Here is a 22028-nt window from a genome sequence, read left to right as displayed (position 1 = left end):
ATGGACATTCTTGCCAACTTCAGCCAAGGCCTGCTCGTCGTGCTGCAGCCCGAAAACCTGATGTACTGCTTCATCGGGGTCTTTCTCGGCACGTTCATTGGCGTCCTGCCTGGAATCGGCTCCATGGCGGCGATCGCGATGATCCTGCCGATCACCTTCTATCTCGATCCCACGCCGGCGCTGGTGATGATTGCCGGTGTCTTCTACGGCGCCGAATACGGCGGCTCGACGGCGTCGATCCTGCTGAACGTTCCCGGTACGCCGGCGGCCTCCATCACGGCAATCGAGGGGCATCAGCTGGCCAAGAAGGGCCGTGCGGGTGTTGCCCTGTTCTCAACGGCGACGGCCTCCTTCGGCGGCGGTATCATCGGCATGGTCGTCATCGCTCTCTTGTCGCCGTTCCTGGCAAAGCTCGCCTTGTCCTTTGCTCCGGCAGACTACTTCGCCGTCATTCTGCTTGGTCTGATTGCAGCCTCCGCCGTCAGCAACGGCGGTGCCCTGAAGGGGATTGCGATGGTCATCACGGGGTTGATGCTGGGCACCATCGGGATCGATCTCACCACCGGGGTCACACGGTTCACCATGGGTGTTCCCGAGCTCCGTGACGGCATCCATATCGTCATCGTCGCGATGGGACTGTTCGGTGTTGGCGAGGTGATCGCCTCGATCCGCGCCACACGCAGCGGTACGGCAACCCAGACCGTGGACTACTCCGATTTCTACCCGTCGAAGAAGGAATGGAAATCGCTGTTCGCTCCCATCCTGAGGGGCGGGGCCATCGGATCCTTCATCGGCGCGCTGCCGGGCACCGGGCAGACCATCGCGGCCGCCCTTGCCTATGCCGTGGAAAAACGGGTCTCGCCGCAGCGCAAGGACTTCGGAACCGGCGTTGTGCCGGGTGTTGCCGTTCCAGAGGCGGCCAACAATTCGGCAACCCAGACTGCATTCATCCCGACGCTGACGCTGGGTGTGCCGGGCAGCCCGCCGATGGCAATCGTCATTGGGGCACTCATGATCTACGGCATCACGCCGGGCCCGCGCCTGTTGACGGAGCAGCCCGACATGTTCTGGGGGCTGGTTGCGAGTTTCCTGGTCGGCAACATCATGCTTCTCATCCTGAATGTGCCGCTCATCGGCATATGGGTGAGGCTTCTGAATATCCCGTACAAATACATGTATCCCACCATCATCGTTCTGATCTGCATGGGGGTCTACAGTCTCAACAACAACGTTTTCGACATTTGGCTGACACTCGTCATCGGTGTCGTCGGATACGTGATGCGCCTCTTCCGGTTCGAGCCGGCGCCGCTTCTTCTGGGGTTCGTTCTGGGCCCCCTGATGGAAGAGCACCTGCGCCGCACGATGCTGCTTTCGCGCGGAGATCCCATGGTTTTCGTGACGCGTCCCATCAGCGCGACGCTTCTGGCAATCACTGCGCTGATTATCGTTTTCGCACTCTACTCCACGGCACGAACGCACCGCCGCGCATTGGCGGCCCGTCTCGGATCAAGCAGAAAGGAACAGCCAAATGAACTATAAGGCCCAATTTACCGGTGCGGTGATGGCAGTCGCCGCCGCCATGACGTCCACGGCGGTGCTGGCGGAGCCGGGCGCCTGGAGCGATGAACCCGTCCGCATCGTCGTGACCTTTCCCCCTGGCGGAACAAGCGACCTCGTCGCCCGTCTTCTTGCCCAGCAACTCGATACCGGTTTCGGGCAAAAGGCGGTTGTAGACAATCGCCCCGGCGCCGCCGGAACCGTGGCGGCGGACTATGTTGCCCAGCAGCCTGCCGACGGCACGACGTTGATCTTGTCGAACAATGCGCCGTTCACCATTTCGCCGACGCGCTTCAAGTCTCTGCCTTACGATCCTATCGAAGACTTCACGCATGTCGCCTACATTGGCGCATCCGCGCCCGGGCTCTTCGTGCAGCCATCGTCGGGCATCACGACGCTTGAAGCGTATGTCGCCCAGGTGAAGGAGACACCAATGACCTACGGATCGAGCGGCGTAGGCTCGATCTCCCACATCCTCGGCGAAGCCGTGGACGCGGCGTTGTCGGTCGAATCCATCCACGTGCCCTATCAGGGCAGCGCGCCCGCGATCCAGGATTTCCGGGCCGGCGCGCTGGATTCTTTCTACGATATGGTTGTTCAGAACAGTGACATGATCGAAGACGGCGAAGCCGTCGCGCTCGCAATCGCGTCACCGGAACGCAATCCGCAGCTGCCGGATGTGCCGACATTCAGGGAGCAGGGATATGACATCGTGATCGAGAACTGGGTCGGCCTGTCCGCACCCGCAGGTCTCGACCCAGCACTCCGGGAAAAGATCCATGAAACGGTCCTTGCGGTATTCGCCAAACCGGAAGTCCAGGAAAAACTCACCGATCTCGGCATCACCCACGTGGCCATGTCGTCGGAAGACTACGAGGCCCTTGTCAGTGAGCTCATCGGTGTCTGGGCGCCATTGATCGAAGCCGCCGGCATCAAGGAATAATGTAAGAGTTCCTCCGTCCCGCTTTCCGGCGGGGCGGCCCCGGTTCTGCAACGGGGGCAAGGATCGCAGCGGCCACGTGGTCAAGCACGTTGTTTGGCCCAGGCGCACAGCACCTTCATTGCGTCCTCGAAAAGAGCCTGACGTGCCGGCATCGCCCGTTCCTCGACCGTCTTTCCGCACTGTTCACGGAGCGTGTCCACGTCTACCGTGAAACGTGCCGACAAGGGCAAATGCTGGAGGGCCGCATTGCTCTCGGCAAGACCCGCCGCGTAGTACAATCGCCGGATTCCCGAGATCTGCATTGCGGCGACACAGAGCGCACACGGTTCGCAGCTCGAATACAGATCGCACTCGCGCAGATCGACCGTGTCGAGGTTTCGGCAGGCATCGCGGATCGCTTCCGTCTCTCCATGCGAGGTTGGGTCACGCTTTTCCAGAGACCGGTTGATGCCTTTCCCAACGATCTGTCCGTTCCGGACGACAACCGCGGCGAACGGCTCGGTTCCCGGGGTCTCGAGGGCCGTTGCCGAGAGCTCAATCGCCAAACGAAGGAAATTCTCTTCGTACATTGCCGAACCTTTGCGCCAGTGATCTTCCAGGGTGTCGACCCATAAACCTGTTGCGAGAGTTTGACACGCAGAGGCGTTGAAGAGAAGACAGCCTCCTTTATGTTTCGCAGGCGAGGGAGGCGGCCGGTGGTGGCGGTGAGTGCCCCGCAACCGAGCTACAGCGACTTCCGTAATTGCCCTGTGAGCGATATCTGAAGTGCGACTTCCGCGGTTTGCAAGGGCAGGTGCTTGCCACCTCGTTCTCGTCCAGGATCAGCCGCTTGCGCTCGCAGGAAACCGCAAGCTGTGCCGCTTCTCCCAGTGTTCTTGTCAGAACGGGAAGTGTGACATTCCTGAATAGACCAACCCCCCTGACATTCTAGCCGGGCGCCTACACGCATAATTCGCATAATTTGGATTATGGAACATTTATCCGTGCACTGGTTTGTCTCGGCATCTCAACGCGTTAGCTGCTCCATGCGATTGACGTTTCAGCAGCGGGCGAAGCGTTTAGTGCTGCAACCGCTTCTGATACTGTACTCCTCTGTCCGTTGCTGGCCACGCAGTCCATGGTTCTCCAATTCGGCTCACCTGCCGAATGAGCTTGAAAAAGTCGCAGGAAGCCGTTCTCACAATTCACTGGTGACCTTCTGGGAGATGCCAAGACTAACCATCAGATCTGTTGAACTCATCAAAAAAGCGATACCCCCTTCTCTCCGCCAGCAAAATGTGTCAACTTAAATTGACACTCATGATTGGTGGTTCCCATGTCCAGACCGTTTCCCTTTTCGGCGATCGTTGCCCAGGAGGACATGAAAAAGGCTTTGTTGATGGCGGCGGTCGAGCCGCTTCTGGGCGGTGTCCTGATCTTCGGCGACCGCGGCACCGGCAAGTCCACCGCTGTGCGCGCCCTCGCCGAGTTACTGCCCAAGATCGACACAAGGCAGGGCTGCCGATTCAATTGCGCACCAGCCAGTCCGCAGGAGGCCTGTCCGGTCTGCAGCCCGAAAAACGGCGAGAAACAGGGAAAACCGATCCAGATCCGCACCCCGATGATCGACCTGCCACTTGGTGCGACGGAGGACCGCATCTGCGGCGCGCTCGATCTGGAAAAGGCGCTTGTGGCCGGAGAAAAGGATTTCGAACCCGGCCTCCTGGCGGCGGCCAACCAGGGCTTTCTTTACATCGACGAGGTCAATCTCCTGGAAGACCACCTGGTGGATCTGCTGCTGGACGCAGCTGCCTCGGGTGTCAATGTTGTTGAACGCGAAGGCCTCAGCATCCGCCATGCCGCGCGCTTTGCTCTGGTCGGCAGCGGCAACCCGGAAGAAGGCGACCTCCGGCCGCAACTGCTCGACAGGTTCGGGCTCAGTGTGGAGATCCGGACCATCAACGACCTCGGCCACCGCATCGAGGTTATTCGACGCCGGGACGCCTACGAAGCCGATCCGGACGGGTTCTGTAGCCGCTGGTCGCGCAAGGACGCCGCCATCCGCAACAAGGTCGTCAAGGCGCGCAAGATCCTGCGCCAGATCGACATTCCAGACAGCGTACTCTCGCGCATGTCGCAACTCTGCATGAGCCTCGGCATTGACGGCATGCGCGGCGAACTGACCTTGATGCGAGCCTGCCGCGCCGCTGCCGCGCTTGCAGGACGGCCGGAAGTCAGCTGGGAGGACGTTTCGGAAATTTCGCCAATGGTGCTCTGTCACCGGTTGCGTCGCGACCCGCTAGACGACGCGGGGAGCACGCCGCGCATCGAACGGGCCGTCGCCGCCCTCGACATTGCTGTGCAGGCCGGGGCCGGTCATGGATGACCTGAGTGCCATCAACGCCCTTGAAACGGCGTTCGGGATAGAACCGTGCCAATCCGCACCCAACCCTTGGCAAGATGCTCTTCTTGCCGCGAGGATTTTTGCGTCAGGTGGCCCCAGTGTTGGTGGCCTTTGGATCAAGGCCCGCGCGGGTGGTGTGGTTGACGCCTATCTTGATCATCTCCGCGCCCTTCTTCCCTCAAGTCACCGTTGGGTTCGAGCGCCCGCCTCTGCTCCGCTTTCCGCCTTTGCTGGCAGTATAGATGTTCCCGCGACGGCTCTTGCAGGACACCTTGTGTACCAGCCTGGCTTGCTTGCGAAGGCGAACCTCGGCGTCTTGCTCTTGCCCATGGCCGAACGCCTGGAAACACCGGCCGCTGCCCTTATCGGTGCGGCAATGGACACGGGCCGCTGTCCATCTGGCAAACGCGCGGACCAGGACGCGGCGCGCTTTCAGGTGGTAGCCCTTGATGAAAGCGCCACACCAGAGGAAGGCTTGCCCGAAACCCTCGCGGACAGGCTTGGTCTGATTGTCGACCTGAATTCCGTCGCCTGGAGCCAGGTCGGGTTTCCCGAGACGGCCTCAGACATCTGCAAGTCAGGCTATCAGGACGTTGTGCTCAATGACGAACTGCTGCGGTTTCTGTCGGCAGCGGCAAGTGCCGCTGGTGCGCCGTCGCTGCGCGTGTTGCAGCTTCTTGCCAGAATCAGCCGCCTCCTTGCGGTGCTCGACGGAAGGCGTTGCGTTGGCGAGACGGATGCCCTGATCGCGCTGCGCCTGTCTCTTGGCGTGGCGCTCTCGCCACCACAACAGGATAGGGCCAACCAGGAGGACACGCCGGAACAAGACAAGGCAGCCGCAGAAAGGATGCCCTCACCGGGCACTGAGACAGCTCCACCGCCGGAAGCGGGCTGCGACACAAGCGACGCTCTTTCATCACCGTCGACCCTCAGCGAGTTTCTCGCAACGGTAGAGGCGGGATCGATTGCCGGCATGCCTGACTTCACCAGCACCCGGGCCGCCGCCTCTCCCCGTGCCAGGTCTGGAAAGTCCGGCAAGTCGGGATCGGTGAGAAAGGATTCCCGTCGCGGCAGGCCGGTCTCCACCTCCCGCTCCGCCCCCTACCCGGACGCCCGGCCGCATATCATCGCGACGCTTCGTGCCGCAGCGCCGTGGCAACTGATCAGAAGTCGCAAGCGGCAACTCCTGGCGGAACGGCTGAACACGTCATCCGCCGCGCCCCGCCGTCAGCCGCACACCCTGGTCATGCGGGACGACTATCGCTATCAGCGCCTGCGTCATGAAACGCCGTCGACGGCGATCTTCCTGGTGGATGCCTCCGGCTCAACGGCCCTGGAACGCCTCGGCGAGACCAAGGGCGCGATCGAGCAATTGCTTTCCCGCTGTTATGTGCGTCGGGACGAAGTCGCCATGATTGCCTTTCGCGGCACTGTGGCCGAGACAGTGCTGCCGCCAACACGCTCTCTGGTGATGGCCAAGCGCAAGCTGATCGGCCTGCCCGGCGGCGGACCGACTCCCCTTGTTGCCGGCCTAGAGCGCGGCCTTGAGATGGCTCTTGGCGTTCGCCGTCAGGGCAGCACACCGGTTCTGGTGCTTCTGACCGATGGCCGGGGCAACATCGCGCTCGACGGCAGTGCGAACCGCGTCCTTGCCGCCGAGCAGCTGAGCCACGTTGCAACCTGCTGCCGACGCCATGAAGTCCGTTCAATCTGCATCGACATCGCCCGTCGCCCGCGCGAAGCAGTTGCCAGTCTTGCCGAGGCAATGGGCGCGGATCTCCATGTGCTGCGCCATGCGGACGCACGGCACATGTCAGACGTCGTGAATGCATCCCTAGAGGAGGCGCGCGGATGAGCTCCGGAGGCGCCTGGCTCGATTGGGAAACGGACGGCCGCACCTGGCCGCATCGTGCGGCAAGCCGGTTTGTCGAATGCGGCGGGTATCGTTGGCATGTGCAGGTTCTGGGGCCGGAAAATGCTCCCGCATTCCTGCTGCTGCACGGCACGGGCGCCGCATCCTTTTCCTGGCGCACGCTGGTGCCCTTGCTGGCGGATCGCTTCTGCCTGGTTGTGCCGGACCTGCCCTGCCATGGCTTCACCCGGCCCCTCGGGGTTTCGGACCTGTCGCTTGACGGCATGGCCCTGGCGGTCCGCGGTCTCTTGCGGCATCTCAAGATCACGCCGCAGCTCGTGATCGGCCATTCCGCTGGCGCAGTGATCGGCCTGTCCCTGGTCGCGTCTGTCAGGTCTGAACCGGCCACAACGCCGCAAATGGTCTTCAGTGTGAATGGTGCCCTTAAGCCGATCCGCGGCAACCGGCTGCTGTCGCCAATGGCCAAGGCTCTGTTTGCAAATCCGTTGTCGGCTTCGATGTTCTCGATCCTTGCAAGGTCTACACCGCTTGGCGACAACCTGCTGGCCGCAACAGGATCAAGGATCGACCCGGAAGGCGAAGCAATCTACCGGCTGTTGCTAGGCTCATCCGGTCACGTGCGTGGTGCGCTTGGCATGATGGCCTCCTGGGACCTTGAAAAATTACCGGCCCTGCTGCGCCGCCTGCCGGTGCCTTTGGCTCTGCTGGCGGCACGGGACGACCCGATGGTGCCCGCAAAAAGCTCCGAGACCGCCGCCACCCTTTGCCGCAACGCAGATCTAACCTTCAGCGATAGCGGCGGACACCTGCTGCATGAATGCGACCCGGACCGCGTGCGGGTCTGGATCGAGGAAAGCCTTAACAATCAGCGGACCAATGGAGTGAATGCGGCATGAACATCGCGCAGAGCTTCAACGATCCGAGACCACTTGCCGATGCCGGCGGCAAACCTCATGCGGTGATCATCGGTGCCGGTGTCGGGGGCCTCACGGCCGGGGCGTTACTTTCCGCGCGCGGCTACCGTGTCACGATATTCGACCCACTCGACAAGCCGGGCGGCCGGGCCTACGCCTACAGGCAGGAAGGGTTCACCTTCGACGCGGGGCCAACCATCATCACGGCGCCCTGGCTGTTCGAAAAGCTCTGGGCCGAGTGCGGCGGATCTTTAGGGGATGATGTCGAAATCCGGCCGAACACACCCTTTTACAAGATCCGTTTCGATGACGGCACAGTGTTCAGCTATTCCGGCGATCCGGCCGCCATGGAAGCCGAGGTCGCAAAGATTTCGCCGGAGGACGTCGCCGGCTATCGCAGTTTCATGGCGGAAAGCAAGAGGATCTACGACGTTGCTTTCCTGGAGTTCGCGGAACAGCCGTTTCACAGCAAGAGCATTACCGCCACTGCGCTGGCAAAACTCGTCCGGCTGGGCGGTTATCGCTCGGTCCATTCCGTCGTCTGCAAGCATTTTCGGCACCCGAAACTGCGGACGATCTTCTCTTTCCATCCGCTGCTGATCGGCGGCAATCCGTTCACGGCAACATCCTTCTACTGCCTGATCGCCCATCTGGAGAGCAAACATGGCGTGCATTATGCGCTCGGCGGTACGGGCGCACTTGTGGAGGGCATCGCAGGCCTGGTCCGGCGCAACGGTGGCAGGCTTCGTCTCGGGGAAACTGTCGAGACCATCCTGACAAAGGGGCGCCGCGCAACCGGTGTCCGCCTGGCCAGCGGGGAAGCGGTTCCGGCAGATATCGTCATCTCGAACTGCGACCCGGCCATGACCTATGGAAGGCTGCTGAAGGACCTACCGCGCAAGCGCTGGACCGACAGGAAAATCCGGAACAGCGATTATTCGATGAGCCTGTTCGTCTGGTACTTCGGAACGAACCGGCGTTATGACGACGTTGGTCACCATACCATGCTGTTTGGGCCGCGCTATCGCGGCCTGCTCAAAGACATCTTCAGTACAAAGACGCTTGCGCGGGATTTCAGCCTCTACCTGTACCGGCCTTCCGCGAACGATCCCTCTGTCGCACCTGAAGGCTGCGATGCTTTCTACGTGCTCAGCCCCGTGCCCAATCTTGCGGGCACAACCGACTGGGCGGAGAAGGCCGAAAGCTATCGAGCCCGGGTTGCAAGCCACCTGGAGGAAACCCTGCTGCCGAAGCTCGGCAAGCACATTGTCACCTCGCGTGTCACGACCCCGATCGACTTCCGCGACCGGCTTCTTTCCTGGCAAGGCGCGGCCTTCTCGCTGGAACCCAAACTGTTCCAGAGTGCCTGGTTCCGGCCGCACAACAAGAGCGAGGAACTGGACAATCTCTATCTTTGCGGCGCCGGCACGCATCCGGGCGCGGGTCTGCCGGGCGTTGTCTGTTCTGCCCGGATCGTCGCCGACTTGGTACCGGACCCGGCAAGCTTCACGTCGATGCCGCCAAAAGCGCAGGAAGGAGACGGCAAGTCATGACCGATGTCAGACTGGACACGTTTGCAGGTCTTCAAACTGTTGTCTCGCATCGGACGAGACGCACACCGCCGTGCGGTGAGGCTTATGGCTTCTCCGGACATCAAACCGATCTCGCGGCTTGCGCCGCGGCCATTCGGAAAGGCTCGAAGTCCTTTCACCTTGCCGCGATGATCCTGCCCCGGGAGACCCGACAGGCCGCCCAGGCGCTTTACGCCTTTTGCCGCCATGCCGACGACCTGATCGACGATGCGCGCGCGAACCAGAAGGCGCTGGACCAGCTGCACGACCGTCTCGACCAGATCTATCTGGGCAGACCGGCCGCCTATCCCTGCGACAGGGCCTTCGCGCGCACCGTCAAGACCTACGCGATCCCCAAGGCCGTGCCGCTGGCGCTGCTGGAGGGGTTTGCTATGGACATCTCCAACCGCTGCTACAGGACCATCGCCGAAGTCAAAGGCTACGCCACCTGTGTCGCCTCGACCGTGGGCCTGATGATGTCGCTGGCCATGCGAACGGGTGATCCGAACGCGCTCGCCCGTGCCGCGGATCTCGGCATTGCCATGCAGCTCACCAACATCGCCCGCGATGTCGGTGAGGATGCGCGCAACGGCCGGCTATATCTGCCCATGGACTGGCTGGAAGACGCCGGTGTGGATCCCGAAAATTTCCTGAAGTCGCCGCGCTTCTCCCCTGCCCTCGGCACCGTCGTTCGACGGCTTCTGGCAGAGGCAAGCCGGCACTACCGGCTGGGCCACGTGGGAATTGAGGTCCTGCCCCCGGACTGCCAACCGGCCATCCGGACGGCAGCGCTGGTCTATGAAGAAATCGGCGTGGCCGTAGCAGAAAACGGATATGACAGCGTCAGCCATCGCGCGCGCACCGGCCTGACCAAAAAGCTCTCCTTGATGCTGCGAGCCCGCCGGGTCACGCTCGGTGGACCGACCTGCAACACCGGACTTCTGGACGAAGCTCCCGATCCCGCTACAGCCAGTCTGGTGTCGATGGCAGCCCGGTCCTTTGCCGAGGCTCCAAGGGCGGCGGGTGTGGGACGCGCGGACCCGGACCGCTTCCTGAGCATCATGATGCGTCTGCAGAGCGACGCTCGCGATGACCGGCGCTTCCGCCGCCTGACTGCCCGGGAAAAGGCAGCCAGCCTTGTTTGAGAATTATTTCGGATTGATCGAGGCCCTGCTTGTTTTTGGTCTCGCCATTGCCTTCTTCCTCTGGCAACGGCACGACCTGAAAAAGGCCCGGCAGAAGACGCGGGCCAGAGAAGAAGAGCTCAAGGCCAACCGGGAACAGGCGGACGATTAGACGACCACCCTTCGCGGCATCCGGAACGGCAGCATCAGCCGCACCAGCGGATTGGAAAGCCGTCTGCAATTCAGGGTTTCCTGAACCATCGTGACGGCCTCGCCTGCCAGCCGCGTTTCAACGAGGCTGCGGCTGTAAAACGGACTGTCCTCGAATTTGCGCAGCTGTCTTGGCGTCGCATCCGCGTCACAGCAAATACCACCCTGAACGCCCCAGAACCCGCGCGGCAAGCGGCGCCGGTGCGGAGGTGAAAACCGGACCGACCGGCCGTCCGCCAAATAGGAAAGCCCAAGGGTGCGCCGTGTGGTGTCGGTCAGAACAGCATCATACAGGATCGTTGCAGTGCCTGTCCCGCTGCGCCCGCGCGCCCAGTCCCACCCAAGAAAGTCGGCTTCCGGTGGCCGGTCTCCGGCGTTGAAGTCGTGATAGGCCTCGCCCTGCCAGCCGCCATCCGGCAGATGTTCGCTGACGACCCGGACCCGCGCACCGGGAAACACCGGCCACCAGATATGCCGGCCATTCGGATCGAGCCGATGTTCGGTGGTGTTATGGATTTCCGGCTGAATACGGATATGGCCCCGGATCCGTTTTGGCAGCAGTCGCTGTCCGGGCCAGGGCAAAGCCATTTCGTCGAAATGAATGTCCAGTCCGCCTCCGGCATAGACAAGACGACTGCCACCGATTTCGAGACAATCGGGCGTGCGGCTCAAACTGGGCTGCCCGCGTTCCGTCATGGACCAGCTGTTTGCCTGCGGGCCGTAGAGGGCGACATTGACCGCGACATGGTTCTCGGGCCTGTTGCGACCGGACCAGTGGTAATAGGGCGAAAACACCGAGCCAACAAAGGCAATCACCGTCAGGGCGAATTGTCCGCAGTCGCTGGTGGCGTCGACATACCACCAGCAATAGCCACCGGGCGGAACCGGCCGGTCAAAGGCTGGTCGGCCATCAGGCACTCCGCCGCGATCTTGCCCGACAGGGCCGCCATCGGCACGCCCGGCCCCGGATGCACGCTGCCGCCGGCCAGATAGAGCCCCTTCAGGGGGCCGCGGGCTCCCGCCCGGCTGAACGATGCCCGCCAGCCGTGCGAGGCCTGGCCATACAGAGCCCCGCCTGTCGCCGGATAGAGCGTTTCGAACGTATCCGGTGCCACCAGCGCCAGGGCCTCGCGGTTCCGCGTTAGCATCAGTCCATTTGCCGCCAGCCGGCGGTCCATCGCTGTCAGGCATCGGTCCAACTCTTTTCTGGAATAGGCATGGTGGTCACCATCGGCCGGCAGGTTCATCAGGCAATAGATCCGCTCGTCGTTGCCCGTCTTGCCACACGTGCCGGACGCGGACCGGTCCTGGGCACAGACATAGACCGTCGGATCACCGGGTGGCTGACAGCGGTCGAAAACCGCCTTGAACTCGTCTTCGTACCTGTCGGAAAAAAACACCGTGTGGTGCGCAAGTTGAACGCCCTCAGGCCGTGCCGGACCGCAGGCCACCAAAGCCGATTGCGAGCGCCGCGCCTCACCCCGACGTTCCACACGGCCAAGAAGCCTTGAAAGCGCGGCCACGTCCCCGTTGAAGATCACCTGGCTGGCGGGAATGCAGTCGCCATCCGCCAGGCAGACGCCAGCAACAGACCGGCCGTCCGTGCTGGTCAGGATCGACTCGACCCGGCAGCCAAAACGCAGATCGGCGCCCTGCCCCACGGCCAGATCCGCCAGTCGCCGTGCCAAGGCCTGCATGCCGTCCTTGGGGATCCAGACCCCTTCCTGTTCGACATGCGCGACCAGCATCAATGTCGCCGGTGCAAGATAAGGCGACGACCCGCAATAGGTGGCGTAACGGCCAAAAAGCTGCCTGAGACGCGGGTCGGAAAAATAACCGCCAAGCGCGGACCAGAGCGTCGAGAAGGGTTTGAGGGCCAGCATTGCACCGGGATTTGACAGGCCTATCCGTCTGGTCAGGCTGACCGGGTTGGGGCGGGACGCATCGATGAACGTGTCTTTCAGGAGTTCGTAGATCCGCCGGCTGTCCGCTGCAAACCTGCGGTATCCGTCCGCCTCACGGCGCCCGGCAAGTTCGGCAACGGCGTCCACATTTGCCTGGTGATCGGCCTGGAGATCGAACCGCTCTCCCCCCTGCCAGTAATGCCTTGCCAGAAGGTCGGCCTTTTCCAGGGTCATCTGATCTTCAAGACAGGTCTCGACGTCACCCAGAAGATCGTCAAAGACCCATTTCATGGTCAATACGGTTGGCCCGGCGTCAAAGACCCGACCACCGGCCGTCACCTGGCGCAGCTTGCCGCCGGGCTCATCGGCCGCTTCCAGAAGAAGCACGGACCGCCCGGCCGCAGCCAGTCGCAGCGCAGCAGCCAGCCCGCCCATGCCGGCACCAACGACCACCACCCTTTTTTCCGGCGACCCGGTTGCCATGTGCCGTCCTTCAAGTTGACTTTCGGATGCAATGTGTCACTTTATGTTGACAGTATAGCGTCAATTAAATTGGACATCCATGCCAAATCAGGGAGAGCCCCATGGACCTGTCGGATCGGATCGAAACCGGAATGCAAACCGCCATCCGTTACGCAACCGCGAACGGTTGCCCGCAGAAACTCGCATCAGCCCTGCGCTATGCGGTCTTTCCCGGCGGCGCCCGCATCCGTCCGCGCCTGTGCCTCGCGGTTGCTCTCGCCTGCGGGGACCGGGATCCGCGGGTTGCCACAGCTTCGGCAACGGCGATCGAGCTGCTGCATTGCGCGTCCCTCGTCCATGACGACCTGCCCTGTTTCGACAATGCCGCGACCCGGCGCGGCAAGCCGACCGTTCACGCGGAATATGGCGATGAAATTGCCCTTCTGGTCGGCGACGGTCTGATTGTCGCCGCCTTCGAGACGATCGCGCGCGAGACACTGCATGCGCCGCAGCTGACGGCGCGCCTGATTTCCACTGTTGCCAATGCCGTCGGCTCTCCCTACGGGCTGGTTGCAGGCCAGGCTTGGGAAAGCGAGCCGAAAATCAACATCACCGCCTATCATCGCGCCAAGACCGCTTCGCTCTTCACCGGCGCGGTCTCCACCGGCGCCCTTTCATCGGACGGCAACCCGCTGGAATGGTACGGCCTCGCGGATTCACTCGGTGCGGCCTATCAGGTGGCTGACGATCTTTATGATGCCATGGACGAAACCGGCAGCATGGGCAAACCGGCCGGCCAGGACGCGCTGAACGGCAGGCCCAACCTGGTTGCTGAACTGGGCGTCGAAGGCGCCCTGAAACAGCTTCTGGCGCTGGTCGACGAAGCGGCCGGCAACGTGCCCGACTGCGAAGGCGCCGAGATGTTGCGCGCCATGATCCACAAGGAAGCCAAGCGGCTCATGCCCGCTAAACTGGCCGCAAGCGCGGCCTGATCATGTCGGACCTGGTCGACAGGGACAGCGCTGACGAAACGTCTGCTTCACCGCAGCCGGCAGCGCCCCCGTCGACGAACGGCGGAGAGCGGCACATCGGACTGCGTGTGCGCCAATGGCGCAACCGCCTGATCGGCTCGCAGGGATTTCGCAGCCGCGCCCTGCGTTTTCCCGGCACGCGCTGGCTAGTCAGGCGAAAGGCAAATGACCTGTTCTGGCTGACCGCAGGCTTTGTCTTCAGTCAGGTACTGAGCGCATGCGTCTCGCTCGGCGTCCTCGACCGGCTCCGGAATGCCAGTCTCTCCACCAAGGACCTGGCGAAAGAGTGCGGCCTGCCGGAGGACCGGATGCAACTGCTCCTGGAACAGGCAGAACGGCTGGACCTTGTCAGGCGGGCGGGCCGATCCCGCTGGGTCCTGGACGATGCAGGTGTCGTGGTGGCTTCCGACCCCGGCCTGACAGCCATAATCGCACACCATTCCCTTCTTTACCGCGATCTGGCGCAACCTGCCGATCTCTTCAAGTCACGCAAATGCACCACGCAGCTGAGAAAATACTGGGCTTATGCGCATGGGCAGAACCCGTCCGGCATCGATCCGGAAACCGCTCAATCCTATTCGGCCCTGATGCGGAGCAGCCAGGCCATGCTGGCAGACTGCATTCTCGCCGCGCACGATTTCGGTCACTACGATTCCATCCTGGATGTCGGCGGCGGCGATGGCGCCTTCCTGGTCACCGCGGCAACGGCCTATCCAAGCCTGCATCTGCAACTCTTCGACCTCCCCGCCGTCACCGAGCTGGCGCGCACGCACCTGACCGACAAATACCTGATAGACCGAAGCACACTGCATGCCGGCGACTTCACCAGAGATCCCGTGCCGGACACTGCGGATTGTGTGTGTCTGATCCGGGTTCTGTGCGACCACGACGACGACCGCGTTCTCGATATCCTCGGCAACCTGTACCGGTCTCTGAAGCCCGGCACGCGGATCATGATTGCCGAGGCGATGGCGGGTGATAGCGAAGGCGCTCAGCTCTCAGCCGTCTATTTCAGTCTCTATTTCCTCGCCATGGGGTCCGGTCGTTGCCGGACCGACACTGAAATCAAGAACCTCCTGGACGAAGCCGGTTTCCGGCGCCCGCACACGGTCGCGACCCCCAACCCGCTTCTGGCGACCCTGGTGTTCGCCGAACGTTGAAACCAGCCCGGGAATAGTACCTTCCCAACAAGGCCTTGCCGCTTCGCACCAACAAAAGTGTAAATTTTAATTGACACTCAATTGCGTCAACTTACAATGACACTCCAAGAGACGCCGAACCCCTTGTGCGGGAGGCACACAGATGAACACCACGGCAATTGTTTTCGAAAAGCCCGGCTCGCTGCAGGTCAAGCGCCTTACCTTAACCGCGCCCGATGACGCCGACGTGGTTGTCGAAACCCTGATGAGCGGGGTCTCCACCGGCACGGAAAAAATGCTTTTCGACGGCTCCATGCCAACCTTTCCCGGCATGGCCTACCCGCTTGTTCCAGGATACGAATCCGTTGCGCGCATCGTCGAAGCCGGATCTCAATCCGGGCAAAAAGAAGGCGACACCGTCTTTGTGCCCGGTGCGAGCTGCTTTGAAGGCGCTACTGGCCTCTTCGGTGCAACTGCCGACCGGCTCGTTGTGCCGGGGTCACGCGTCATTCCTCTGGACGAGAACCTTGCCGAAGACGGTGTTCTTCTGGCTCTTGCCGCAACGGCTTATCACGCGGTCCAACGCGCGAGCCGTCCGGTTGACCTTGTCATTGGCCATGGCGTTCTGGGAAGACTGATTGCCCGAATCGTCTGTGCCCATGGACTGACACCGCCTCAGGTTCTGGAAACTTCCAAGGGCCGGCGAAGCGGCGCGAATGGCTATGACGTTCTCGACCCATCCTCCGAAGCCGTTCGCAGGTCCTGCAACTGCATCATCGATGCCAGCGGCAATCCAGCGGCACTCGATCCCGCGATCGCAAGACTTGGCAAGGGTGGCGTGCTGGTGCTGGCCGGCTTTTACGGCAAACGTGTCGGCTTCGACTTCCCACAAGCGTTCATGCGTGAGATCTCGATTTCCCTCGCCGCCGAATTCAAGCCTGAAGACACCCGTGCCGTACTCAAGCTTGTGGCCTCCGGCAGGTTGTCGCTCAAAGGCCTCATTACCCACCACGCTCCGCCGTCCGACGCCGGTAGCGCCTACCGGACAGCATTTGGCGATCCGGCCTGCCTGAAAATGGTTATCGACTGGAGGAAAACCGCATGATCCTGGAGAACCCCACCAGCCGGCCTTATCGGATGCAGGACTTTCTCAGAGAGGAAGCTGCGATCGAACCGGATGCCCCAGCCACCGGCCCGGTCACCAAGGAAACGCAGATCATCGCCATTTACGGCAAGGGCGGCATCGGCAAGAGCTTCACGCTCGCAAACCTCTCCTACATGCTGGCCCAGCTCGGCAAGAAGGTGTTGCTGATCGGCTGCGATCCCAAAAGTGACACCACTTCACTTCTCTTCGGCGGCCGGGCCTGCCCGACTATCATTCAGACCGCTTCCGCCGCCAAGGAGGCTGGTAGCGAAGTCAGCGTCTCGGATGTGTGTTTCAAGCGCGACGGTGTGTTCGCCATGGAACTCGGCGGTCCGGAAGTCGGCCGCGGCTGCGGCGGCCGCGGCATTATTCACGGCTTTGAAACGCTGGAAAAACTCGGCTTCCACGACTGGGATTTCGACTACGTGCTACTCGACTTCCTCGGCGACGTGGTCTGTGGCGGCTTCGGTCTGCCGATCGCCCGGGACATGTGCCAGAAGGTGGTTGTTGTCGGCTCGAACGACCTGCAGTCGCTTTATGTCGCCAACAACGTCTGCTCGGCGGTCCAGTATTTCCGCAAGCTCGGCGGCAATGTCGGTGTGGCTGGCCTGGTGGTCAACAAGGACGACGGCACCGGCGAAGCTCAGGCCTTTGCCAAGGCCGTCGGCATTCCGGTTCTGGCCGCGATCCCGCAACACGAAGACATCCGCCGCAAGAGTGCCAACTACCAGATTATCGGCCGGCCGGGCGGCGAATGGGCGCCGCTGTTCGAGGCGCTGTCGGTGAAGCTCGCAGAGGCGCCTCCGGTGCTGCCTGAACCGCTCGATCAGGACGGTCTGCTGGGGCTGTTCGATTCCAGTGAAACCGGCGCCGACTATCAACTGACGCCAGCGACACCCGAGGACATGTGCGCAGCTGGAGCTGTGAACAAGCCTTCCCTCGAAGTGATCTACGACACCGTTTGAAGACCGGACAGGATTATGGACACCCACACCAAGGAACTGGAGCTGGAAGCCGTCGGACCCGCAACGCGGTCCGAAGGCGCGCCTGTCGGTTCAGCGGGTAACACAACCGCGGAGGCCTCCGGCTGCCATGGCGGAACGGAGCTTTCGAAAGCCTCCGCACGGGCCGCAGGCAATGATGCCCTGATGGACCGTTACGAAAACGACTACCCCAAGGGACCGCACGACCAGCCGCAATCCATGTGCCCGGCCTTCGGCTCCCTGCGCGTCGGTCTGCGCATGCGCCGCGTGGCGACGATCCTGTCCGGATCGGCCTGCTGCGTCTACGGCCTGACCTTCACCTCGCATTTCTACGGGGCCAAACGCTCGGTTGGCTACGTGCCGTTCAATTCCGAAACGCTGGTAACGGGGAAGCTCTACGAGGACATCGTCGAGGCCGTCCACAAGATGGCCGATCCGGCGAAGTTCGACGCCGTCATCGTTACCAATCTATGCGTTCCGACTGCCTCCGGCGTACCGCTGCAAATGCTGCCGAAACAGATCGACGGCGTGCGCATTGTCGGCATTGACGTGCCTGGGTTCGGCGTCCCGACCCATGCCGAGGCCAAGGACGTGCTTTCCGGCGCCATGCTGGCCTATGCCCGCCAGGAAGCGATGGATGGCCCGGTTTTGCCACCGCGTGACGGCTTGAACGACAAGCCGACCGTCACCCTGGTCGGCGAAATGTTCCCGGCCGACCCGGTCGTCATCGGCGGCATGCTTGAGCCGATGGGGCTGGCGGCCGGCCCGACCGTGCCTGTACGCGAATGGCGCGAGCTTTATGCCGCGCTCGACTGCGCCGCCGTGGCCGGCATTCACCCGTTCTACACCTCCGCTTTCCGGGAATTCAAAGCCGCGGGCCGCAAGATCGTCGGCTCGGCGCCGATTGGTCTGGAAGGCACCGATGCCTGGCTGTCGGCCATCGGCGAGGCCTGCGGTGTCGCAGCGGACAGGATCAACATCAGCCGCAACGCCATGTATGGCGCCATCTCGGCGGCGCTGGACGGCAACCGCATCAACGGCCGCATTACGCTATCGGGCTACGAAGGCTCCGAGCTTCTGGTCGGCCGGCTTTTGAAGGAACTGGGCGCGGATCTGCGCTATGTCGGCACCGCCTGCCCCAAAACGCCTTATAGCGCCGCAGATGCCGAATGGCTCGAGGCTCATGGCGTCGAGGTCCGGTTCCGCGCTTCGCTGGAACAGGATCTGGCGGCCTTCGAGGAATTCGAACCTGACCTGGCCATCGGCACCACGCCGGTCGTGCAAAAAGCGAAAGAGAAGGCAACACCGGCGCTTTATTTCACCAACCTGATTTCCGCCCGCCCGCTGATGGGACCGGCCGGGACCGGCTCGCTGCCGGGCATGATCGCAACGGCAATTGCCAACAAGGACCGGTTCCTGAAAATGCAGGACTTCTTCGAGGGCGTCGGCCAAGGCGACACTGCCGGCATCTGGCAGGACGTGCCGGAAGACAAGAGCGGCTACCGGGCGAAATACGCCAGAACGGTCCAGAAATCGCACAACGCGGTCGACAACGGGGAGAGCGTCGGATGCTGATCCTCGACCACGACCGGGCCGGCGGCTACTGGGGCAGCGTCTATGCCTTCACCGCCATCAAGGGATTGCAGGTGATCATTGACGGCCCCGTCGGCTGTGAAAACCTGCCGGTGACCTCGGTGCTGCATTACACCGATGCCCTCCCCCCGCACGAATTGCCGATCGTCGTCAGCGGTCTCTCCGAGGATGAGCTTGGCCAGCACGGCACGGAAGGTGCGATGAAACGGGCCCACCAGGCCCTCGATCCCGATCTGCCGGCCGTTGTCGTGACTGGATCGATCGCCGAGATGATCGGCGGTGGCGTGACGCCGGAAGGTACCAACATCAAGCGGTTCCTGCCCCGGACCATCGACGAGGACCAGTGGCAGAGCGCTGACAGGGCCCTCAAATGGCTCTGGACCGAGTTCGGCCCCAAACGCGTACCCAAAGCGCGCAAGCGCAAGGACGGCGCCAAGCCGAAGGTCAACATCATCGGTCCGATCTACGGCACGTACAACATGCCGTCCGATCTGCACGAGATCCGGCGTCTGTTGGAAGGTATCGGCGCGGAGGTCAACATGATCTTCCCGCTCTCCAGCCACGTTGAAGACGTTCGCAAGCTCGCCGATGCGGAAGCCAATGTCTGCCTCTACCGTGAATTCGGGCGGATGTTATGCGAGACCCTGGAGCGGCCTTACCTGCAGGCGCCGGTCGGCATCCATTCGACGACGGCGTTCCTGCGTACCCTCGGCGAAATCCTGGATCTTGATCCGGAGCCGTTTATCGCGCGGGAAAAACACACCACGCTGAAACCGCTCTGGGACCTGTGGCGCTCGGTGACCCAGGACTTCTTCGCCACGGCCAATTTCGCAATCGTCGCCAACGAAACCTATGTGCGCGGTGTCCAGAATTTCCTGGAAGAGGAAATGGGCCTGCCCTGTGCGTTCGCCGTCGCCCGAAAGGCCGGCGCGAAAACGGACAATCCGGAAGTGGCCGAACTGATCGCCAGGACGCCGCCCATGGTGATGTTCGGCTCCTTCAACGAGCGCATGTACATGGCCGAGGCCGGTGCGCGCGGCAAGTTCATCCAGCTTTCCTATCCAGGCGCCATCGTGCGCCGGCACACCGGCACGCCGGTAATGGGCTATTCGGGCGCGTGTTGGCTGATCCAGGAAGTCTGCAACGCCCTGTTCGACATGCTGTTCGAGATCCTGCCGCGGGCCGGAGAGCTCGACGCCATAGAGGCAACGACAGCCAGAGCGCGCACGGAAATGCCCTGGCGGGCCGACGCCCAGGCGGCGCTGGACAAATTGATCAACAGGGAACCGGTGCTGGTGCGCATTTCCGCCGCCAAGCGCTTGAGAGAAGCGGCCGAGCACGAAGCGCGCCGCGACAATTCAACAGATGTCGAGCTGACACATGTCGAGCGGGCTTCACGCCTTTCGACAGCGCCGGTCTGATCCCGAAGGGGGCCGGCACCGGCACATATGAGGGAGGGAGAGGAATGCTTTCCACCATGCAGGATACGGGTCCAACCCGCCGGCATCAGGAGCGGCGATCAGAAAAACTGATGATGAAACGGTTGTTCATCGTCGTTTTCCCGCTCTGCCTCGCGGTCGTCGTACTGGCGCGTGTCGTCCAGATCTTCGGTCCACGTGACGGCACCGTCGAAGGGTCCGTTTTTGCCGAAGCCAAGGCGTCGGCCTACGCAGCTTTGGGTTACGCGTTCCACGCGTGACCTGAGAACTTTGCCGGTGTTCTCGACATCGGCAAGACCCCAGTGAGACTGCTCATCCGGCTTCACTGGAACCCGGCCGCGGGGGCGCCGCGGCGTTTCGAGACTACGAGGTGAATTTGATGGCTGATTCATCAAATGTCTCACTTTCGGGTCTGACCGAAAGCGAAGCGCAAGAGGTCCATGGATTCTTCATCCAAGGCTTTTTGATATTCACGGCGATCGCTGTCGTCGCGCATATCTTGGTCTGGTTGTGGCGTCCCTGGATTCCCGGTCCGGATGGCTATGCCTCACTTGAAGGTGTCAACCAGACGGCTCAGGCGCTTTTGCCGATGCTTGCATAGGGAGGTCGCAACATGTGGAGAATCTGGCTCATGTTCGATCCGCGCAGGGCACTCGTTGCTCTGTCGGTCTTCCTGTTCACGCTCGCCATTTTGATCCATTTCATCCTGCTGAGCACTGATCGATTCAACTGGCTTGAGGGGAAACCCATCACGACCGGTTCTATCGAACAATCCGTCACGGTGGGCGAGGATCTGAGGCTAATCGGCTGAAAAACAGGCGGCGGGCGCGGCTCTTCATGGTTCCGTCCGCCGCCAAATCGCAAGACAGCCCAATCGCCATCCGGCTGATCACCTGTGGAGGAGAGACAATGGCGCTGCTGAGTTTTGAACGCAAATATCGCGTGCGTGGCGGGACGCTGATCGGCGGCGACCTCTTCGACTTCTGGGTCGGCCCGTTCTATGTCGGTTTTTTCGGTGTGACCACTGCGTTTTTCGCAAGCCTGGGCACCGCCCTGATCATCTATGGGGCCGCCCTCGGCCCCACCTGGAACATCTGGCAGATTTCCATCGCTCCACCAGACCTCTCCTATGGTCTGGCACTGGCGCCGCTGAAGGAGGGCGGGCTCTGGCAGATCATCACCGTCTGCGCGCTCGGGGCCTTCTGTTCCTGGGCCCTGCGCGAGGTCGAGATCTGCCGCAAGCTGGGCATCGGCTATCACGTTCCCTTCGCCTTTTCCTTCGCGATCTTCGCCTACGCAACGCTGGTGGTAATTCGCCCGCTGCTGCTCGGCGCGTGGGGGCATGGCTTTCCATACGGCATCTTCAGTCACCTCGACTGGGTGTCGAACGTCGGCTACCAGTATCTGCATTTCCACTACAATCCGGCGCACATGATTGCCGTGTCGTTCTTCTTCACGACCTGTCTGGCGCTCGCGCTTCACGGCGGCCTGATCCTGTCCGCAGCCAATCCCGGCGAAAGCCAGGAAGGCGGCGGCAAGCAGGCCGAAGTCAAGACACCCGAATACGAAGACACGTTTTTCCGCGACATCATCGGCTACTCCATCGGCACGCTTGGCATCCACCGGCTTGGCCTGATCCTCGCACTGAACGCGGGTTTCTGGAGCGCAGTGTGCATCGTCATCAGCGGACCGTTCTGGAACCAGGGCTGGCCCCAGTGGTGGAACTGGTGGCTTGACCTGCCGATCTGGAGCTGAGGG

21 protein-coding genes are annotated in these 22028 nt (G+C 62.2%); 18 read left to right on the top strand and 3 right to left on the bottom strand.

Going from position 1 to position 22028, the window contains the following annotated elements; all coding sequences use genetic code 11:
- A complete protein-coding gene (locus tag V1T76_RS22700) occupies window positions 1–1539 on the top strand; it encodes a tripartite tricarboxylate transporter permease (RefSeq protein ID WP_330562966.1) in 1539 nt (512 codons plus the stop codon).
- Window positions 1529–2500, top strand: a complete 972-nt coding sequence (locus tag V1T76_RS22695; RefSeq protein WP_330562965.1) for a Bug family tripartite tricarboxylate transporter substrate binding protein — start codon at window positions 1529–1531, stop codon at window positions 2498–2500. Before V1T76_RS22700 ends, V1T76_RS22695 begins: the two co-directional genes overlap by 11 nt.
- 80 nt (window positions 2501–2580) lie before the next feature.
- Here V1T76_RS22695 and V1T76_RS22690 read toward each other — a convergent pair whose 3' ends face one another.
- Entirely contained in the window at window positions 2581–3069 is a 489-nt protein-coding gene (locus V1T76_RS22690; protein ID WP_330562964.1) for a nucleoside deaminase, read from the bottom strand.
- 746 nt (window positions 3070–3815) lie between these two features.
- Between V1T76_RS22690 and bchI the strand changes: the two genes are divergently transcribed.
- From bchI to V1T76_RS22660, 6 genes are read left to right on the top strand one after another with little or no spacing between them, the layout of a single operon-like run.
- Window positions 3816–4865: a magnesium chelatase ATPase subunit I gene (bchI, locus tag V1T76_RS22685; protein ID WP_330562963.1), complete on the top strand. Its 1050-nt coding sequence runs from the start codon at window positions 3816–3818 to the stop codon at window positions 4863–4865.
- Window positions 4858–6738 carry a VWA domain-containing protein gene (locus tag V1T76_RS22680; RefSeq protein WP_330562962.1) on the top strand — a complete coding sequence of 627 codons (1881 nt, stop codon included), beginning with the start codon at window positions 4858–4860 and terminating at the stop codon, window positions 6736–6738. The genes bchI and V1T76_RS22680 overlap by 8 nt, the downstream gene beginning before the upstream one ends.
- The gene (gene bchO / locus V1T76_RS22675) at window positions 6735–7652 is read left to right on the top strand and encodes an alpha/beta fold hydrolase BchO (RefSeq protein WP_330562961.1); all 918 of its coding nucleotides are present in this window, start codon (window positions 6735–6737) and stop codon (window positions 7650–7652) included. The genes V1T76_RS22680 and bchO overlap by 4 nt, the downstream gene beginning before the upstream one ends.
- Window positions 7649–9223 carry a phytoene desaturase gene (locus V1T76_RS22670; RefSeq protein ID WP_330562960.1) on the top strand — a complete coding sequence of 525 codons (1575 nt, stop codon included), beginning with the start codon at window positions 7649–7651 and terminating at the stop codon, window positions 9221–9223. The genes bchO and V1T76_RS22670 overlap by 4 nt, the downstream gene beginning before the upstream one ends.
- Window positions 9220–10386: a phytoene/squalene synthase family protein gene (locus tag V1T76_RS22665; protein ID WP_330562959.1), complete on the top strand. Its 1167-nt coding sequence runs from the start codon at window positions 9220–9222 to the stop codon at window positions 10384–10386. Before V1T76_RS22670 ends, V1T76_RS22665 begins: the two co-directional genes overlap by 4 nt.
- Window positions 10379–10537: a hypothetical protein gene (locus V1T76_RS22660; protein WP_330562958.1), complete on the top strand. Its 159-nt coding sequence runs from the start codon at window positions 10379–10381 to the stop codon at window positions 10535–10537. The genes V1T76_RS22665 and V1T76_RS22660 overlap by 8 nt, the downstream gene beginning before the upstream one ends.
- Here the strand turns inward: V1T76_RS22660 and V1T76_RS22655 are convergent.
- Both V1T76_RS22655 and crtD read right to left on the bottom strand, forming a co-directional pair.
- Window positions 10534–11391, bottom strand: a complete 858-nt coding sequence (locus V1T76_RS22655; RefSeq protein WP_330562957.1) for a carotenoid 1,2-hydratase — start codon at window positions 11389–11391, stop codon at window positions 10534–10536. The genes V1T76_RS22660 and V1T76_RS22655 overlap by 4 nt on opposite strands.
- Before the next feature lie 2 nt (window positions 11392–11393).
- Window positions 11394–12962 carry a 1-hydroxycarotenoid 3,4-desaturase CrtD gene (gene crtD / locus V1T76_RS22650; protein ID WP_330562956.1) on the bottom strand — a complete coding sequence of 523 codons (1569 nt, stop codon included), beginning with the start codon at window positions 12960–12962 and terminating at the stop codon, window positions 11394–11396.
- 101 nt (window positions 12963–13063) lie between these two features.
- On the opposite strand from crtD, the gene V1T76_RS22645 reads away from it, so the two are divergent.
- The 10 genes from V1T76_RS22645 (at window position 13064) to pufL (ending at window position 22025) form a co-directional block, all read left to right on the top strand.
- Window positions 13064–13933: a polyprenyl synthetase family protein gene (locus tag V1T76_RS22645; RefSeq protein ID WP_330562955.1), complete on the top strand. Its 870-nt coding sequence runs from the start codon at window positions 13064–13066 to the stop codon at window positions 13931–13933.
- A 2-nt stretch (window positions 13934–13935) separates the two neighbouring features.
- Window positions 13936–15132 (top strand): methyltransferase, encoded by a 1197-nt coding sequence (locus V1T76_RS22640; protein ID WP_330562954.1) that lies wholly within the window; start codon window positions 13936–13938, stop codon window positions 15130–15132.
- A gap of 142 nt (window positions 15133–15274) precedes the next feature.
- Window positions 15275–16216, top strand: coding sequence for a chlorophyll synthesis pathway protein BchC (bchC, locus tag V1T76_RS22635; RefSeq protein ID WP_330562953.1), 942 nt, complete (start codon window positions 15275–15277; stop codon window positions 16214–16216).
- A complete protein-coding gene (locus V1T76_RS22630; protein ID WP_330562952.1) occupies window positions 16213–17220 on the top strand; it encodes a chlorophyllide a reductase iron protein subunit X in 1008 nt (335 codons plus the stop codon). The genes bchC and V1T76_RS22630 overlap by 4 nt, the downstream gene beginning before the upstream one ends.
- A 15-nt stretch (window positions 17221–17235) precedes the next feature.
- On the top strand, window positions 17236–18813 hold the full coding sequence (gene bchY / locus V1T76_RS22625; RefSeq protein ID WP_330562951.1) for a chlorophyllide a reductase subunit Y: 1578 nt from the start codon (window positions 17236–17238) through the stop codon (window positions 18811–18813).
- Entirely contained in the window at window positions 18807–20252 is a 1446-nt protein-coding gene (gene bchZ, locus V1T76_RS22620; RefSeq protein ID WP_330562950.1) for a chlorophyllide a reductase subunit Z, read from the top strand. Before bchY ends, bchZ begins: the two co-directional genes overlap by 7 nt.
- Before the next feature lie 44 nt (window positions 20253–20296).
- On the top strand, window positions 20297–20530 hold the full coding sequence (locus tag V1T76_RS22615; RefSeq protein WP_330562949.1) for a hypothetical protein: 234 nt from the start codon (window positions 20297–20299) through the stop codon (window positions 20528–20530).
- A 119-nt stretch (window positions 20531–20649) separates the two neighbouring features.
- Entirely contained in the window at window positions 20650–20871 is a 222-nt protein-coding gene (pufB, locus tag V1T76_RS22610) for a light-harvesting antenna LH1, beta subunit (protein ID WP_330562948.1), read from the top strand.
- A gap of 12 nt (window positions 20872–20883) precedes the next feature.
- Entirely contained in the window at window positions 20884–21081 is a 198-nt protein-coding gene (pufA, locus tag V1T76_RS22605) for a light-harvesting antenna LH1, alpha subunit (protein WP_330562947.1), read from the top strand.
- Between the two features lie 98 nt (window positions 21082–21179).
- The gene (gene pufL, locus V1T76_RS22600) at window positions 21180–22025 is read left to right on the top strand and encodes a photosynthetic reaction center subunit L (RefSeq protein ID WP_330562946.1); all 846 of its coding nucleotides are present in this window, start codon (window positions 21180–21182) and stop codon (window positions 22023–22025) included.
- Window positions 22026–22028: the final 3 nt, after the last annotated feature.

Source organism: Roseibium sp. FZY0029, assembly GCF_036350355.1.
In the GTDB taxonomy this organism is placed as follows: Bacteria; Pseudomonadota; Alphaproteobacteria; order Rhizobiales; family Stappiaceae; genus Roseibium.
The sequence above is the reverse complement of the archived record's forward strand: the minus strand, read 5'-3'. Positions and strand labels throughout refer to the sequence as shown.